The 16,903-nt window shown below is 25.7% G+C and carries 11 protein-coding genes; all 11 read right to left on the bottom strand.

Going from position 1 to position 16,903, the window contains the following annotated elements; genetic code table 11:
* Positions 1–75 precede the first annotated feature (75 nt).
* The 11 genes from JJC01_08220 to JJC01_08170 are packed head-to-tail and all read right to left on the bottom strand — an operon-like array spanning position 76 to position 16,900.
* Positions 76–3,753: a virion structural protein gene (locus tag JJC01_08220; GenBank protein ID UDN59833.1), complete on the bottom strand. Its 3,678-nt coding sequence runs from the start codon at positions 3,751–3,753 to the stop codon at positions 76–78.
* 25 nt (positions 3,754–3,778) lie between these two features.
* Entirely contained in the window at positions 3,779–7,459 is a 3,681-nt protein-coding gene (locus JJC01_08215) for an Ig-like domain-containing protein (protein ID UDN59832.1), read from the bottom strand.
* 15 nt (positions 7,460–7,474) lie between these two features.
* Positions 7,475–8,593 carry a Low copy number virion structural protein gene (locus tag JJC01_08210; GenBank protein ID UDN59831.1) on the bottom strand — a complete coding sequence of 373 codons (1,119 nt, stop codon included), beginning with the start codon at positions 8,591–8,593 and terminating at the stop codon, positions 7,475–7,477.
* Positions 8,594–9,268 carry a hypothetical protein gene (locus tag JJC01_08205; GenBank protein ID UDN59830.1) on the bottom strand — a complete coding sequence of 225 codons (675 nt, stop codon included), beginning with the start codon at positions 9,266–9,268 and terminating at the stop codon, positions 8,594–8,596.
* 8 nt (positions 9,269–9,276) lie between these two features.
* A complete protein-coding gene (locus tag JJC01_08200) occupies positions 9,277–10,092 on the bottom strand; it encodes a baseplate J/gp47 family protein (GenBank protein ID UDN59829.1) in 816 nt (271 codons plus the stop codon).
* Positions 10,073–10,486, bottom strand: coding sequence for a hypothetical protein (locus tag JJC01_08195; GenBank protein ID UDN59828.1), 414 nt, complete (start codon positions 10,484–10,486; stop codon positions 10,073–10,075). Before JJC01_08195 ends, JJC01_08200 begins: the two co-directional genes overlap by 20 nt.
* Positions 10,479–11,255, bottom strand: a complete 777-nt coding sequence (locus tag JJC01_08190; protein UDN59827.1) for a hypothetical protein — start codon at positions 11,253–11,255, stop codon at positions 10,479–10,481. Before JJC01_08190 ends, JJC01_08195 begins: the two co-directional genes overlap by 8 nt.
* Positions 11,256–11,295: 40 nt before the next feature.
* On the bottom strand, positions 11,296–14,940 hold the full coding sequence (locus JJC01_08185) for a hypothetical protein (protein UDN59826.1): 3,645 nt from the start codon (positions 14,938–14,940) through the stop codon (positions 11,296–11,298).
* A 38-nt stretch (positions 14,941–14,978) separates the two neighbouring features.
* On the bottom strand, positions 14,979–15,347 hold the full coding sequence (locus JJC01_08180) for a hypothetical protein (GenBank protein ID UDN59825.1): 369 nt from the start codon (positions 15,345–15,347) through the stop codon (positions 14,979–14,981).
* The gene (locus JJC01_08175; protein UDN59824.1) at positions 15,340–16,410 is read right to left on the bottom strand and encodes a hypothetical protein; all 1,071 of its coding nucleotides are present in this window, start codon (positions 16,408–16,410) and stop codon (positions 15,340–15,342) included. The genes JJC01_08180 and JJC01_08175 overlap by 8 nt, the downstream gene beginning before the upstream one ends.
* Before the next feature lies 1 nt (position 16,411).
* The gene (locus tag JJC01_08170) at positions 16,412–16,900 is read right to left on the bottom strand and encodes a hypothetical protein (protein UDN59823.1); all 489 of its coding nucleotides are present in this window, start codon (positions 16,898–16,900) and stop codon (positions 16,412–16,414) included.
* Positions 16,901–16,903: the final 3 nt, after the last annotated feature.

The raw sequence follows: 16,903 nt of genomic DNA, 5'->3' as shown, positions 1-16,903 counted from the left end.
AGTTATTAATCTTTTAATTTAATTGTTTATAACGAGTTTCATTTAAATATATTTTGTATAATTATTAAAATACAGTTATATATTATAGTTTACATTTTCTATCCATATACTTGGTCTTACATGTTTTTGATTATCTATGTTTTTACTGACTTCTATGCTAGTCTGAGGTAACTCATCATCACTTATTACATCTACAAATTCAATAATAGGATAGCTACCATAAGCAGCCCACTTTTGAACAGCTTTTTTTATATCTTCTTCAGAAAATCTTCCTCCATTTTTATAAAGAAGCTTACTATCTATTCTTATTATAATTACAGAGTTTTCTTGATATGGTTTACCATCAAGTGTACCAATATCTAAATAATAATCACTTTCAGGCTCTAAATCTCGACGAAGTATATCTTCCATTTCTTTGATAATACCTCCGCCTCTCAATCTAGTATCTATTAAATTTGTGGATTTTAATGAAGTATGATGCCTCACAAAAATTCTACCTATATGTAAGTCAAATGGTTCTAAAGCTTCTTGATCATCAAATTTATGGTATACACAAAAATAGTTGTCCTTTAAAATCTCACCTGTGCCTCTGTCTATTATTCTCATGGGTTTTAAAAAAAAGTGAATTGTTCGATTAAATAAATCATAAGAATTTTTCATCTCATTTAGTTCATTAGAAGTGTCTGTATAAAAACTATACATATTTGGATTTAAATTTAAATCTATAATTTTGCTATCTTTATCTTGGTTTTTATAATAGCCTCTGTAATGAAGATTCTTTTCTTCATAAGTATAATCTACTAATATCTTATCATTATCACTTACTGAATCATTAATCTCTATAAATCCATACTTAAAATTAAATCCTTTTATTTCAAGTTCTTTTTTATCTTTATCATTTAACATTTTATAAACTTTTAAATTAGTTGGCTTCCAGCTATTATCAACTTCTATATACATTGGAGTATTTTTTACCTTAATAGTACTATTTCCAACAAAACTTCCTTTTTCTCCAGATATGTCAATATATGGTTTGCCATACTTTCCAAATATCTGTAAATCATATTCTGGTATGGAATATATAATTTCTATTGTTTTATCGATTCTTTCATATTTTTTACTAAAATAAGCATATTTAATAGTTGGAAACCAACCTTTTAGGGGCTCTTTTTCTAGAGGAGTTCCCACAACAATTTGATTTATATTTCTACACACTACTGAATATCCTTTATAAACTTTTCCATTCGCTGATTTATATATAGAATCTTTATCTAACATATTAGTATTTTTAATATCTCCAAGAGTAGTTGAATCTTGTTCTGGAAATCCAGTATCTTCATATGTTCTTCCATATATAAATCCATTTCCATCTGATGCTGTATATATCAAAGTCTTATCTTTTGAATACATAGTATCTAAATTTTGAAGATTATATTTAACTCTAAAAGTTGAGTTTTCATTTATTTTATCTCTGTCTTCAACTGATGAGTACTTCATAAACATCTCTCTTGCTGTCATATATCCATTTGTATCCTTTTCAGATATAATCATGTCCTCATTCTTAAAACTAGCAAGTTCTGAGTATAACGCATATTTTTTATTTATTATTTCCTTTGTAATAGGAGCTATTTCTAACTCATCCGCCATTATAATGTATTCAATTTGTATTTTACTTCTTTTGTCTTCCAATATTTCATATTCAAATACCTCTATAGAAGACTTATTTGTTATATCTTGAAACCTATTTACTCTATATGAATCTAAATCGCAACATTGAATTGGACTTATCTTTTCAAGTATACCTGCTTTAGTTTCTAAAGGATTTACACTATCTTTTCCATAAGCTTCTTCTGTCAATCCATCATACATAACATATATAGGATTTTCTACAGTTGGTACAAATGATGTATATAGATATGCATCATAGACATTTTCATATTTAGTTTTTTCTATAAAGACCTTGTACTTAAACTCATTTTCATCTATTGGATAATTATTTTCTGAAACGATATTTATATTTTCTGAATTATACAAACCATTTATATCTAATCCGACATTATCATAAATTTTATACTTTAACTTATATCTGTAATACAGTGGTATGTTGTCCTTAAATTTATTTGTAATATAAAATAAATCGTCATCTATCAAATACTCTCCATCAATTCTATGTAAAAGACCACTTTCATCTGGATACATTATTATTTCTCTTTCCTGTTCTGGATGTATATTTGATATTTCATCTTTTTTATTTACAACACCACTATATTTAGCTGACCCATTATACAATACTTTTAACTTTCTAACCAAACCTTCATATCGTGTATATGCATTATAAGTTTTAGGATTATAATCAATAAGTTCATTCTCAGTTTCCACAAAGCTTACAGCTTCAAATATAGAGTTTGTCAAATTTAAAACACCATACTTATCACCATCATTGTATATCTTGTCTATAGGCACTCTTTTAGCTAATAGACCTTTAAATTCCTCATGTTGAACTTTATGCTCTGGTTTAAAATCAGTAACTGTAGATTCATCCCACATAACAAAATCTCTATATAAAACACCCCAATACCCTTCTAATTCTGTGCCTTTTTCACCAGTAAATTCAATAGTTTCTGGAAAGTAATCATCATTTTTTGTAGCTAAATCTCTTCTGTGAATCCAATCTTCAACAAAATGCAATGTTACATTATTTGTATTAGTCTCTATTACAGAAACAGTATCATCTAGTGAGGCTGTTGTATTATAATAATAAGCTAAATTTACTGCTCCATTTGGAACATTTCTTCCAAGTTTAATAGATTTATTTCCTTTATTATCAAATTCTTTATGTACTTTTGTATTAGAAAATAAATCTCCAGATACATATTCTTCTTTTTCTAAAATAGATTCATCTTTTGGTGCTTGTGGATAGTCCATAATAGGTAACTTGAAATTAGGTATACTTACATCAGGTCTTTGACTTACTATAATATCATCTTTGGGTTTATATTCAGTTACAATTGTTCTTGCATGCCAAACTATATAAACAATTTCTTTTGTAGGTGAATCAATATTATATTCTCTATTTACAAAGTTTTTAAATACAATTTTCCCGTATTCATCACCTAAAAATTTCTTACTCTTTATAAATGATATATTTGCGTTATTAACGACTTTTATACTTGCCCCATTATTTACGGTTTCATTAGTAGCTTTAGTTACTATCTCAACCTTACAATCATATAAAGGATACGCTATTTCACTAAAATTATTTATAGCATCATTAGTTTCAACACATTTATCAATATTAAATTCTTTATCAGTTGAACTATAAACTATTGTCGTTGGTAATTCTATAGATTGGTTAATATTACTTGATATATTTACAGCTACTCTATTATCTTGTTCATTATCAAAATATATTTCTATAAATCTTTCTTTTGTATTTACACTCACTATTTTTTGTTCAATTAAAATACCTATTGTTTGAATGTATGTCATTCCATTTTCTAATGTCACAATAAAATCAAAAGAGTCTTCTCCAATATATAAATCATTTGCATAATAATTAAAATATATTATATTATTTAAAATACTAAAATTAACATTTCCTGATAATTTTAAAAAAGTTTCTTCTTCAATAGAACCTTTTCTATATGCTTCTCCTAGAGAATTTATGTTTCCTTCTTTTATTAAAATAACGCCTTGAAGATTAGACCCATTTGTTATCTTATAATTTAATGTTTTCAACTTATTAATATCCATAAAACATACCCCTTTTGTAGCTTATCTATATTTTTCTATTTACTATAGTGATTTCATCTTTAGCATTTTCATTAGCAATTGCCTTTATAACATCTATACAATCTCCTGTCCAACTTGTATAAATACATGGAATTATTCCATTAATATCAGTTCTATCATTTAATTTTTCAATTGTTCCAAGAGCAGATTCTATATTTACAAAAGCACCTTCAACTGGATTATTATACACATCTGTTACTGATATTAAGATGCTTATATCATCTTTTCCATTTGCAAACACAAAGTTGGTTTCTAAATATATCCTTAAAAAGTATGGTTCTAAGGTATAATCTGATATGTATATATATCCATTGTATAGGGTATTGTAGATTGGATTTAGTGATATATGCTTTAATTCTTTTAGTGAAGATGTTTTATGAGTTTCAAAATAGACCTTCACTTTATTTGGATACTTTTCTTCAAATTTATGTAATTTTATTTCAACTTCATCTTTTTCATAGTCATACAAAGCTATAAAAGAGTTCTTAATCTTGTATCTAACATTTATTATCTTTCCTTTAGGAACCTCTTTTTCAAAAACTATAACATTATTTTCAATAGTATAGTCCTTCATTAATACCTCATTTATTGTAATCACTATTGTTGTCTCATCTATATCTATGTTTTGTAAGTATAAAGTTTTAAACCCAAGAGATTCAAATTTTTCTTCACTTTCAAGTGAATATTCTCCTGTTTCACTCAAAAAAAATACTTGAGTATATGGTTCTTCTATTCCAATTTCATATATGATAATAGGTGAATATTGTTGTGGTATTGGAGACATTCTTATTGTTTTAGTGTAAGGAACTTTAAATATTATTCCATCTTGCTCTGATTCTACTATAAAATCACTTTCAGATAAATATAATGATTGTGCTTTTACTGGTTTTTTAGTTACTTTATCATCTCCATCATATAAAATATTATATTCTTCAGAATATACATCTACCTTAGTAAATTTTATACTTTTTATATTTTCTAGTTTAAAATTATTAGCTTTTGCAACTGTTTCTGCATATTCTTCAATATTTTTTATAATTGTATATGGTTGAGTATCATACGGTAGATTATAAGATATTATATTTTCATATTTAGATGAGTATTCTGTAGAATTGTAAGTGGCTTTAACTTTTATATCCCCTATTGAGGGTAAAAAAGTCTCTAAATTCATTCCTGTATACTCATATCTTCCAACTTTTAGGTTTAAACTATATAGTTTTGCTCCCTCTTTTAAAACAATTTTAAATCTCACAAATCTTTTAGTTTCAATCTTGGTATTATTTTCTACTTGAATCCATTTATCTGAATTTAGTTTTCCTTCTAAATTAAGCAATACATTGTCATCTTGTACATAAAATTCTACTTCTCCATCAAACTTCATTGATGGCATTATATATTTTAAATTCTCTGTGGTTTCTATTGTATCCCCTAAATCAATTATGTTAGTTATTGATATTGATATGGAATTATCCGATAACGGCATCAATACTTCTTCTCTATAATAAAAATTAAAACTAAGGAAAGAATCAATAAAGTTTCTCCAATCAGATTCACATTCATAAATTAACTCTCTATGTTGTAGTTTGGGCATTTTAGAAGGTTTAAGTATAAACCTTAATTTAAAAACTTTACACAATATTAAATTTAAAGGAATGGGCTCTCCATAAATCAATTTAACTGGTTGCATCCATTCTCCATAAATATCATTATGACCTACATAAAATACATCTACAGTACTAAATTCATTGGATTTTTGTATCCATGATATTTCTTGAATGGATGTAGGTTTTTTGTTAAATAAAAAAGGTGTTGTTTCATAAATATATTCTTCCAGAAAATCGTAATAATAATCGTTATAGTATTTTATTGGTTTTGGCCATAACATATTATCTTTATATACAAATTTTGAACTATCCAGTAATAAGTCTTTTTTATTAAATTTTCTAATATCATACCTTTCAAATTGCCCTGTTGGCTCTGATACATTCAAAGTAATCTTAATTAGTATTCTAAATTTATTAAAGGTATCCTGTAATATTTTTTCTTGACCATTCATATTACATTTATTATATAAATAATACTCATCTTGATTATAATAATAATATCCATTATGTATACTTGGACACCAACGTGCTAAAGCATTTTGTAATGTTCTCAAGGATACAATTATAATATCATCAATATATCCATATCTTATAGTAAGCACTTTTGGATAATCTAAAATCATCACATCACTTATACTAGCTTCTACTACAAGCTCAAACCTTTTATATTCATTTGAATTTAAACTAAATTCTGTAAGACCATAAACATAGGTATGCTTTCTATTATCATCAATTATGAACTCTCCTCTATCAACTTGTCCTAAAAATTCCTTATACTCAGTTGAATCGGAAATTATAGAATCAGAATAAAATTTTATTTTGTCTCCATTAATTAATGTATAGTCTTCTTCATCTACTTGATTATCAAACTCATATAAAACATATGCTTCTTCTGGACTAAATTTTTCTATTATACAATAATATTTTCTATCATAGACATCAAGAGAAGCTTCAAAAACTGGAGCTGTATCTACCATATCCTTCTTTCCATTTTCTGATACTTCAAAATCTCCATTTATGGCTCCAACAAGCGAATCATATTCTAGTGGTGGAAATATTTCAATATATTCTTTTTGTCTTATAACTTCTACAGCTTTTATACACACTTTATGGTCAAAATAACCATATTCACTAAATTTAACGTTGTCATCAGCTTTATTGTCTTCTAAAAAATCCCTATATCCATGTGTATATGAATATATTCTTACTGGTCCTTTTATATTGTAAACTTCTATATCAAATTTATATCTCTTTGAATAATCTTTATTTTTTAATTCTGGTATCAAACTATATAAATAAATATCTGCTACTTGAGTATGCTCATCAAATACATAGTCTAAATCTAGTTCAGATTTATATGTTGGCCCAAATGGTTCTCCTTCAATTTTTTCTCTAATTTGGGATACCTCTCTTGCACTTACTCTAATACTTACTTTAGAATCATAAGTAATGTAATTAGTTTTAGCTTCCATCTTATATCTATAATAAAATTTTATAGTGTTATATTTTACCTTGTTACTTGCTCTTATTCCATATATTTTATTTAGTAGTTTAAATGTCTTTTTATATGTAGTATCTTCTGATTTATATAACTTACAATCATTATAATCTCCTATCCCAGACTGAAATGCTTTCATTCTACTTGCTATGTTAATATTCATATATGGAACTATTTCCACTCTTTCTGGCAATTTAAACTTAGTATAGCTTAGCACTTTATTTTCTTTTATAATTACATTTTTTTCTTCTTCCAATACGGCAACTATAGATGGAGATAGCGAGAATAATTCTGTATTTTCTGTTTTAAAAAAAATATATACACCCTCTGTTAACGACTCTATTTCATATCCATCAACCATTAATTTACTTATATGTATATTATTTTCAATACTATATCTATCTAACTCTTTAGCAAAATACTTGGTTATTTCTTTTGAATCAACTTCAAGTTCTTCGTGTGGGTATAGCTTTAGATTTTTTTTAATTATATGTTTATTAAAGGTTATCAACTTATTTATTTCAGTATTCTCTATAATAAGTTTAATTTCAAAGTTCAAATCCATTTTTTCACCCCCAATCTACTTTTTATAATATCCATATTTTGAAAAACCTTTTATACTGGAATCAAGAAACGTTGGTAAAAATGAAAAACTATTATCATAATCTTCATCTTTTCTTACCCAAATATCTTCATCATATCTAAAATCATTCCAGAAAGTTGAAGTATCATCTTTTATCTTTGTTACATAATCAATTAATAGACTTGTTGGAGTTGCATCTGAATTATACAATTCTATATTTAATTTTTTATTATTTATATCCACTAGTTGATACATTTCAAGATTTTTTATAAAAGAAATAACTGCTGATTGATTTTTTTTATCAGGATTTCCCTTTAAAAGAATTTCTCCTCTAGAAGTGATATAGACATCATTTAAGTCTATTATATTGTTATCTATTGATATAGTATTTATCAATACCATCTTTTCAGATATAATAAAATCTTCGCCCATATTCTTCCATTCTTTTACTTCTCTAATTCCAAGCTCTCTTGCAATTCCATTAGCAAGACCTCGCTTTGTTGAATTAGCTGGATTTTTAAAGACATCAAGAATTCTCAATTTATAATCATGATTCTTCTCACCTTTAAGCCTAGAGCATCCTACTAAAGAACCAAATTCATCAAAAAAGTTCCATACATGATGTAGACTTAGCTCAAATAAAAATTCTTTATTATTAAACTTTATTTTTATTTTACCAAAAGGTAAATCTTCTTCTTTATCGTATGCCTCTCTAACATAAATTATTTTCTTCTTTTCATCAATAAAATAATAATCTGGCTGCTTTATGTTATTTTCTAAATTTTTTTCATTTCTCTTTATTCCAAAAAAAGTATACAAATCACAACTTCTTTCAAGTATGAGTTGATTTGTATACACCATAGAAATATTATTTATATTAAAGTTACTTGGTAGTAAAGCTTTATATACCAAATCAACAAACTCTTCATCTGCTGATTCAATATACATTTGTTTTGAAGCATAAAGTAGCATTTCTTCTATTTCATCCAACTCTATACCAAATATATTTAAAAACTCAATCCCAATAGACTTATTGGGTTTTTTCTTCATTTCAAACCAAAAGGGAAGCATTGACCTTATTTTTTCTGTATATCTTGCAAAATCGCTTTCTTGCATTTAGATAATCACTCCTCTAAATTTTAGCCCTACTAAGTCTCCATTTAAATTATTTAATGTTTTATTTGCATCAAACATAATGTCATTCATAACAAACAGAAATGTATCAAATACCGTTATAGACTTATTGTATATATCTGGATAAAAAGCAGATACACAAATTTCTTGAATCCTAGCAACTATTTCATGCTGTCTATCTGAATTCCAATGATTATACTTATCCATCACTATATCAAGTACATTTACTTCTTCTTGCGAATAACGATTATTATCATTATAAAAACTTTTCAAATCGGCAATAATATTATTTAATGTATAAACACTTTCTGTATATAATTCATCTGTATCTACTATCTTTCCAGAGTCCACTTTTTTACATAGTTTTAAAGCATGAACCTTAAATATATCCATATGATTAATCAATATTTCTCTAAAAACAGCTTCTTTTCCCTTATTCTCGAGTGTAAAATGTATTTTTATAATATTTTTATTTAGTTCTATTTTTTTAAATATTGGATGCGAATATAACATTAATTGATTATTTATAGCTTTATATTGTTCTTTATTCTTTTTTTTATATTTTTTTCTACCTAAGCAAGCTCCAACTACAGTGATAATTGCAGTTGTAACTGCTACAACACTCTTTATTAATTCCAAATATATGTTTTCAGTCATTATGTCCCCTATATAATTACTACAGAATCCCCATCTGGAGATACGATAAATTTTTCATCCCATCTGCACTCCTGATTAATTAACAAACAATTTTTATTGTTTATCTTAATACTATTACAAGAATAATTTAGTATAGAATCACTGACTTGCATTATTCTCTGTGTCAATTCATTTATAAATAGTGATTCTCCTATGTTTATAGAATTTATATAGCTTATGATTTCTTCTCTTACAGATACTCTTATAGCTTGTTTTTCTATTTCGCCTATATATGAAGAAAATACCAACCCTACATTTAGCTTTACATATTTAAAATTAGGCAACTTTACTATGACCTTTTCTCCAAATGATGTTATATCTAATAATGCTTCTCTTACATTCAAAAGTAAATCTTCATCTTTTATATTTTCAGTTATTGGCACAATAGTCATACTACCTGGTCCATGAGAGTATCTTTTTAATATTACATCTTTTACACCTTTGATACTTAAGACAGCTAATCTTATTGAAGTTTCATTTGCTTTAGCCAAAGTTAGTGTTTGATGAGTAATTCTTTTTCTATAATCTTCATCTGATTCTTCAAATAATCTCTTGCATCCTACTAATATACCTATAGCATTTAAAAACCTACCAGTAGCAGTAGTCACAAAAGCTTGAAGATGGCTCATTGTAAGTACATCATAAAATTCTGATATATTTTTATTTATTATATCAGAAAAAAGTTTGGCTATAGAACCAGGGCTTGTGTCAAATCCAATTTTATTTAGTTCGACTTCCGTTTCTTTAACCAGAGATTCAAAATTTTTATTGTGTATTAATATCATATTTGATTTTCACCCCACTAACTACATCAATTTCCATGTTAATAACAATTGGATTATTATTTCTTTTTTCTTTTATGAAAATTAATAATTCTATCCTATTTTTGCATATTTTAGGTATAAAAAACAAACTATTTTCTCCAACTAACTCATCATAAAGTAATGCTTGTTCAATAGATTTTATAATTAAGTCTAATGTATTTTTATTATTTAATTCGCCTAAAAACTTTTCTATATCTGAACCTATATAATCTACATTGAACCAATCTTTTGTTACAGACTTTATTCTACAAATACATTTTTGTCTAAGTAAATCATCTGAATTTAAATATAAAAAATTATTCGAATTATTATCATATATTAGCTCTCCACTATCTGTTATACAAAAATCAAACATTCTTATCTACTCCATTTATCTCTATCTTTTTTGTATCAATAACTATCTCACTTCCAGATAAAGTAATTTTATCTTCAGCACATATATTTATATTATTTGATATTACTGACCAGTTTTCTGATTTGGTAGAAAAATCTCCAAAAACTTCTATAGTTCTATTTTCAGCATTTATCCTTAATCCAACATTAGTTGCTGTAAATATATCTATACTACTATCATCTCTTAATTTTACAATTGAAGATTTTACAGGATGGTATATACCAACTTCTTTACCTACAAAAATTCCTTTTTTTTCTATTTTTTTTACAATATTATTAATAGGATTTTTATGCATAAAATCTTTATATTTTGACTTATCTTTATTAGCATAGTCTAGCCAAGTTTCGCTCGTTTTTTTAGTTATTTCTCTTGAATCTCTCTTTATATTTGATAATAAACATCCTTTTCTAATATGAGTTTGTCTTTTTTTTGATGGAGATTTGTATGACTTCTCTACTACTCCTGTTATTTTCGGTTGAAATATAGAACCATTATTAAATTGTATATATACTTTATCTCCTTTTTCTAATGGTGATAAATGAACTCCTTCTCCTATATTTTGAATAGGTACATTTGAAAAAGTTGTACTATTGCCTTTTATGTTCTCTACATATACATCTGCTGTATTTTTACATATATTATAATGTATTACTTTACCTATAGAAGTTGTAAACAGTATCTTTGAATATGGATCTATTATGTTATCTATTAATTTATCTTTAAGCTTCATATTAATTACCTCCCACTCTAGGTTAAACTTCCTATATGAATTAAACTTTATATAATGGATATCTAATTATAGAGTTTTTATAATTAAACATTTCATATTGTGCAGTAAATATACTATTTAGCTTCTTATAATTATCTAGTCTCGTTAGTTTAGAAGTATCAGTTGTATTGTTTGAACTTACTAAGCTTTCATTGTTTAATATATTTGCTACAGAAAACAATATTTTATTACATGATTTTAACATATTACTCATGCCACTATATTTTAATGAGTTTGCAGTCAATAGACCTGGTGTAATTGATGTTGTAAATCCAGTTTTCATATTTATAGAGTGTGTTACTTTCCTTGCTAAGCACACACCTGATAGTCCTCCAAACAAATCATTAATTGCTATTAAATCATATACATTCACTTGTGGTTTCCCCATAATAATCAACTCACCACTGTAAGTTTCTTGCCATGAATTTTGAAGTTGTGATACACAGTTTCTTATAGACATATGCCTGTTATTTGCATATAATTCTCTGCATTTCAAATTTTCATCCTCTAAAGTAGAAAATATATTAAAATTCTGTATCATTGAATTGTCTAATACTTTATTTTTTTGATTTGACCATTTCATATTGTAATCACTCGTTATAAATGGTGTTGATTCTAAAGTCCCTAATACATTATAAATTCCTCTTGTATTTGTTATTAAATTGTTATTATCTATTTTTATATTATTGGCTATAATTGAGTCATTAAAGTCTACTATATGCATTTGCGAAAAAGCTTTAGAATACTCATAGGTATCATTTTTAAACTTATTTATATCAAATTTGTACATCCAAATAGGTAAACCAAAAAATAATCTATGTTCAAATAGGAATGGTCTTGGATATACTACAAACTCAGGCATAGATTTTTCGCTCATTTTACATATGTCCCATATTTTTTTACCTATTGGTAAAAACTCATAAATTGATTCACTTATATAGTTAACACTGTGAATATCACTAAGGTATATCCCATTATAATTACTTAGATACATATTTTTAGATATATCACTCTGAACTTTTTTGTAAGCTTCTATAGAATTAAAATCATACATGCCAAAATGCTCTACATCATATTTACTCTTAAGATTCTTTTCCTTATATTCAATATTTTGGTATTCTATTTTAGAACTTCTCTTACTCATTAAATCTAATATTATATTACTTGCATCTTTCTTTAAATCTATATTATCATTTAAAAAATTCATATCTTCACTTAGATATCTATTTGTAAGCTCTAATCCATCTGACTTTGCCTCTATTAAAATAGTGTCTTTTGAAGTGTTCATTTCAATTATAGTACCATTAAACACAATTGGATATTTTGAGGGATTTGAACCATATCCCATTCGTATATGTACTCTAGTTCCTTCTTTCAAAATGTCTTGGCTATCTAATTTATTTCTTTTTTTCACTATTTCTAAATTAATTTCATCTCTTGAGTCTTCTTTATATCCTTCCAACACTTTTGATAATATACATTGATTTTTATTAAACGTATTTAGAGTGTCATTTTTTATACCAATACTATCACCATCTAAATTTTTTTCATTATTAAAATCATTAGGAATAATTACTTTTGCACTTGATATAGGAGAATCAACTTCTTGTGATATTTTTATATCTATAATAGACTTATATATATAGTAATTTGTCCAACTTTTTTGTCCATCAAAGCAATCTATACCCTCATCACATAACATAAATATAAAATTTGGAAATGCCCTAATGAGTGTACCTTTTTGCGAATATAAAAATTCATCAACTAGCATATTTTCTACAACTGTATTTCGATTATTTTTAGGAAACTCTTTAAAGGATTGAGTTGGCTTTACTTGTTCGATATTAAATTTTCCAATCTCATTTCCATGTATTTTATTAAAGTTTTCATTCTTAAATATTAAGTGTTCGTCAGAAGATAATTCTCTTTCAAATTCATCATCCAATTCACCTATGTTTTGTGGTTCATATCCATATTTATATTCTGGCTCTACAACTATATCTGATTTAATGCTTTTTAACTGTGTATCAATTTTATTACATTCAGATTTAGTAGGATATATAATATAAAAGTCTGGTTCAACAAAACCACTATATTTTTCATTTCTCGCTATTTCGCCCATAACTATATCTGTTCTAGGATATTTTACAAGTGAAGTTTGTTTAATTCCATTTTTAAATCTAAAATTTCTTACTTTTTGTATAGCATTGTCTATTTCGTTATATTTTGGTAGACTGAGATTTGGATACATTTCCAAATATACAAGTTTCTTGGAGGCACAAATATCCTGCATAGTTTTATTATCTATTCCTTTAGATGTATAATCTATAAAATCCTCTTCTGTACCTAGTCTCCCCTCAGGAATTTCATTGTACTCATATTCATATGTTTCTATAGCTTTATTAAATGGTCTAAAGCATATTGGCTTCATCTTTTGAATTTTATCCATATCATAACTTCTACATTTAATGGTTATATTGTATAATCCACAAAATCCAAATACAGTGTCTACTTGAACATCTTTTATGGTTATGCACTCTGTTCCAGTCAGATTTACAAGTTCATTTTCCACTTTTATAATATCTCTATCTTCATTTTCAAAACTTGTATTTTTATTATTTAATCTGTTGAATTTTTTTATTATACTCTCATCGCTTGTTTTAAATATAAAGACAAAGTCAATTTTATTAAATCCCATATATTGTTTTGTTGGTATTTCATCATGATTTAATCCTATGTTCGAAAATGTATTACTTAAACTAAAATTGATATATGTAAGATATACACTTTCTTCACTACTCAATATTTCATCAAAATATTGTTCATTCATTATAATGTTTTTGCTCTTTATTTTATTAAAATCAATATTTTTTAAATGTAATTTTTTAAATGTAAATTTACCAGTGAAGTTTAGTGACTGTATCTTTTTAAGACTTGATAAGTTAGAATTTTCAAGATTTTTTTGAGTATAAAATCTATACAAATCCCAATCTATATGCTTATCTAATGAAATATTATCTTTATTAAAATAAGACTTTACATTAAATTCTTCCATAATTATTTTGATTCTTAGAGTCTCAGAAAAACCCTCTACAGTTTCAACTGACATACTTTTTAAGGCTACATTATTTATACTATTTGCATCATTTACAACTTTACATTCAATTGGAACAAATGGAGTATATTTAAACTGACAAATTAAATTTCTTAATCCATCTACATAATATTTGAAGTCAAATGGCGATTCTACTTGATATCCATTAACTTGATTTATACCATTTATCGTCAAGTTCACAAATATTTCTTTTCTTATATTCTGTTTTTTAGATTGTTCTATATTTGCCATCCTATTCTCATTAAGACTCTCACTATCATTTATAGAAGTTATACTTATATATTCTGGTAATATTTTAAAACAACAGTCTCCTATTCTAAAAATATTATCAAGATTGTCTTTATATTTGAGCCTATGTTCATATTGAATATATTCGTAATAACTTAAAGGTTTATATTCACCATCTAAGTTTCTAAGTGTTGATTCTTTGTATAGCATATTGACTATTTCTTGACTATCTTTATCAGTTATTTCCTGAGCAATAGCTCCATAATAAGATTGGTTTGAACTCTTATTAGACTTATTATTCATAAACTCACCTTCTTTAACTCACAAGCACTTTTATAAATTCACTCAATTATTTTAGATATTACACTTTCAATTTCCTCACTTGTTATGTCTTTTCTATCATCTTGTATTGTAGTTCTTATGTTTAAATTTTTTATATTTTTAAATAGATTCTTTATAATTTTTTCACCATAATCTATATCAGTATCTAAAGGAGATTGAGCAGATATTTTCATATTTAATACTTCATTATTATTTGTAAAAATATCATCTTCTACTATGTTATCTTTACTTTCTAAGTTACAATATTCATCATTTAATTTAGAGTTGATATTATTGAAAGATGCTTTAGCTTTTATTCTTCTCCCTAATAAAAATTTTTCATATTCTTCTTTATAAAAGGCTTCTTCAATATTATTTAAATTATTCATTTATAATATCTCCAATCATTTTTAACATCTTTATTTTAAATTTTTCAAGTCTGTTTTCATAAAAATTCAAATCTATATTTGATTCTTTTCCACCTAGAATATAGTCTATATCAATATTTTTATATCCTGCTCCATTTAAAATATCTCTTATTTGTAAATGAAGTTTTGATATATCGTCGTTATAATTCTTCAAATTTTCATTAACATAGAAATCGCTTATCTTAGAATTTTTTCTATTTGTACTATTTATGATATTATCTTTATTTCTTATGTAATCTCTCTTTTTATCTTTTATATGTTTTGAATTAGTAATATTATCCTTATCATTTTTATTCTCTATTTTAAAAAAATCTAAATTTGCATATTTAGTTCCTATATTTAATTTTTGTACATTTCTACACCTTAATACTTTTAGCTTTTCTGGATTATCCCATCTTGTATTTGAGAATTTATTGGAATCCAAACGATAATTTTTAGATTTTATGTAATTATTTTCTAGGTTTTCCTTATTTAAATTATTTATGTCATTCTGATTATTCATATACTCTTTATTAGACTTATTATTTGGATAATCTTTGTCATATTCAAGGTCCACATCTACGCCTCTTAATTTAAGAATATATTCAGACTTAGCTGTCATTTCCATAAGCTTTTCATAATCCCAGTCTCGTATTTCTTTAAGAGAAATTTCTGGAAATGCTGCTTTTACAAATAATTTACTCTGTTCTAAAAAAGAATTAAGCTTACTTCTACTTTCCTCAAAACAATCTATTATTGAACTTTCATCTAAAATATGAGATTCATAAACTATTCTTTTAGATATTTCATCTGCCAATCCTGCTATTGGACTTTTTGAAAAAACAAATTTATCAGGATATATTAATGCAGATTGGCATATAAAATCATTAAACTCTTCATATGTATCAGAAATAATACCAGCTTTTATGTATATATTTAAATTAATTAATTTAAATATATATTCATGTGTACTAAACTTAATATGAATTAACTTTTTATATCCTGTTTTTTCTTTTATATTTATAATATCTTTTATTAAAAGCATACTATATTACCTCTATTGTAAATTCTTTTGTAAATCCTGATTTTTCCATAATTACTTCAGAATATGAAGTTGGTAAACCTGCTAAGGACTTAGTAGTATCTTTCCAATTATACTCTTCTGGCCATAATGTAACTGTTTGACATATAATTTCTTCACGTTCTAAAGTGTCAATATTTTGAATAGATAATAACTGCTTATATTCAAATCTGTTAATCGTTCTAAATATAAACCTTTTATTTAAAATATCAATCATATAAATATCATAACCAGACCACTTCTTTTTCCATGCTTGTACTTGAATTGTTCCTGGTCCTCCTTCAAATAATGGAGTGTCTTCTAGCCCTAAACCTTGAAATTCTTCATTTTTACTGTCCTCACTAAAAACATCTGCATATAAATCAATTTCGTCTATATTTTTTCCATATTGAGATTCTAAGTCCAGCTTGGCCTGTTTTGCTAATAACTCTATTTCTTTTTCATCATAATTCATTTA

The sequence above is a fragment of the Clostridioides sp. ES-S-0010-02 genome (assembly GCA_020641055.1).
GTDB lineage: Bacteria > Bacillota > Clostridia > Peptostreptococcales > Peptostreptococcaceae > Clostridioides.
Note: the sequence above shows the minus strand (reverse complement) of the source record. Positions and strands in the feature narration are given on the sequence as shown.

Bases quoted from the DNA above. Each gene is read 5' to 3' on its own strand.
- JJC01_08220 (UDN59833.1), bottom strand. From the start codon at position 3,753: ATGGATATTAATAAGTTGAAAACATTAAATTATAAGATAACAAATGGG.
- JJC01_08215 (UDN59832.1), bottom strand. From the start codon at position 7,459: ATGGATTTGAACTTTGAAATTAAACTTATTATAGAGAATACTGAAATA.
- JJC01_08210 (UDN59831.1), bottom strand. From the start codon at position 8,593: ATGCAAGAAAGCGATTTTGCAAGATATACAGAAAAAATAAGGTCAATG.
- JJC01_08205 (UDN59830.1), bottom strand. From the start codon at position 9,268: ATGACTGAAAACATATATTTGGAATTAATAAAGAGTGTTGTAGCAGTT.
- JJC01_08200 (UDN59829.1), bottom strand. From the start codon at position 10,092: ATGATATTAATACACAATAAAAATTTTGAATCTCTGGTTAAAGAAACG.
- JJC01_08195 (UDN59828.1), bottom strand. From the start codon at position 10,486: ATGTTTGATTTTTGTATAACAGATAGTGGAGAGCTAATATATGATAAT.
- JJC01_08190 (UDN59827.1), bottom strand. From the start codon at position 11,255: ATGAAGCTTAAAGATAAATTAATAGATAACATAATAGATCCATATTCA.
- JJC01_08185 (UDN59826.1), bottom strand. From the start codon at position 14,940: ATGAATAATAAGTCTAATAAGAGTTCAAACCAATCTTATTATGGAGCT.
- JJC01_08180 (UDN59825.1), bottom strand. From the start codon at position 15,347: ATGAATAATTTAAATAATATTGAAGAAGCCTTTTATAAAGAAGAATAT.
- JJC01_08175 (UDN59824.1), bottom strand. From the start codon at position 16,410: ATGCTTTTAATAAAAGATATTATAAATATAAAAGAAAAAACAGGATAT.
- JJC01_08170 (UDN59823.1), bottom strand. From the start codon at position 16,900: ATGAATTATGATGAAAAAGAAATAGAGTTATTAGCAAAACAGGCCAAG.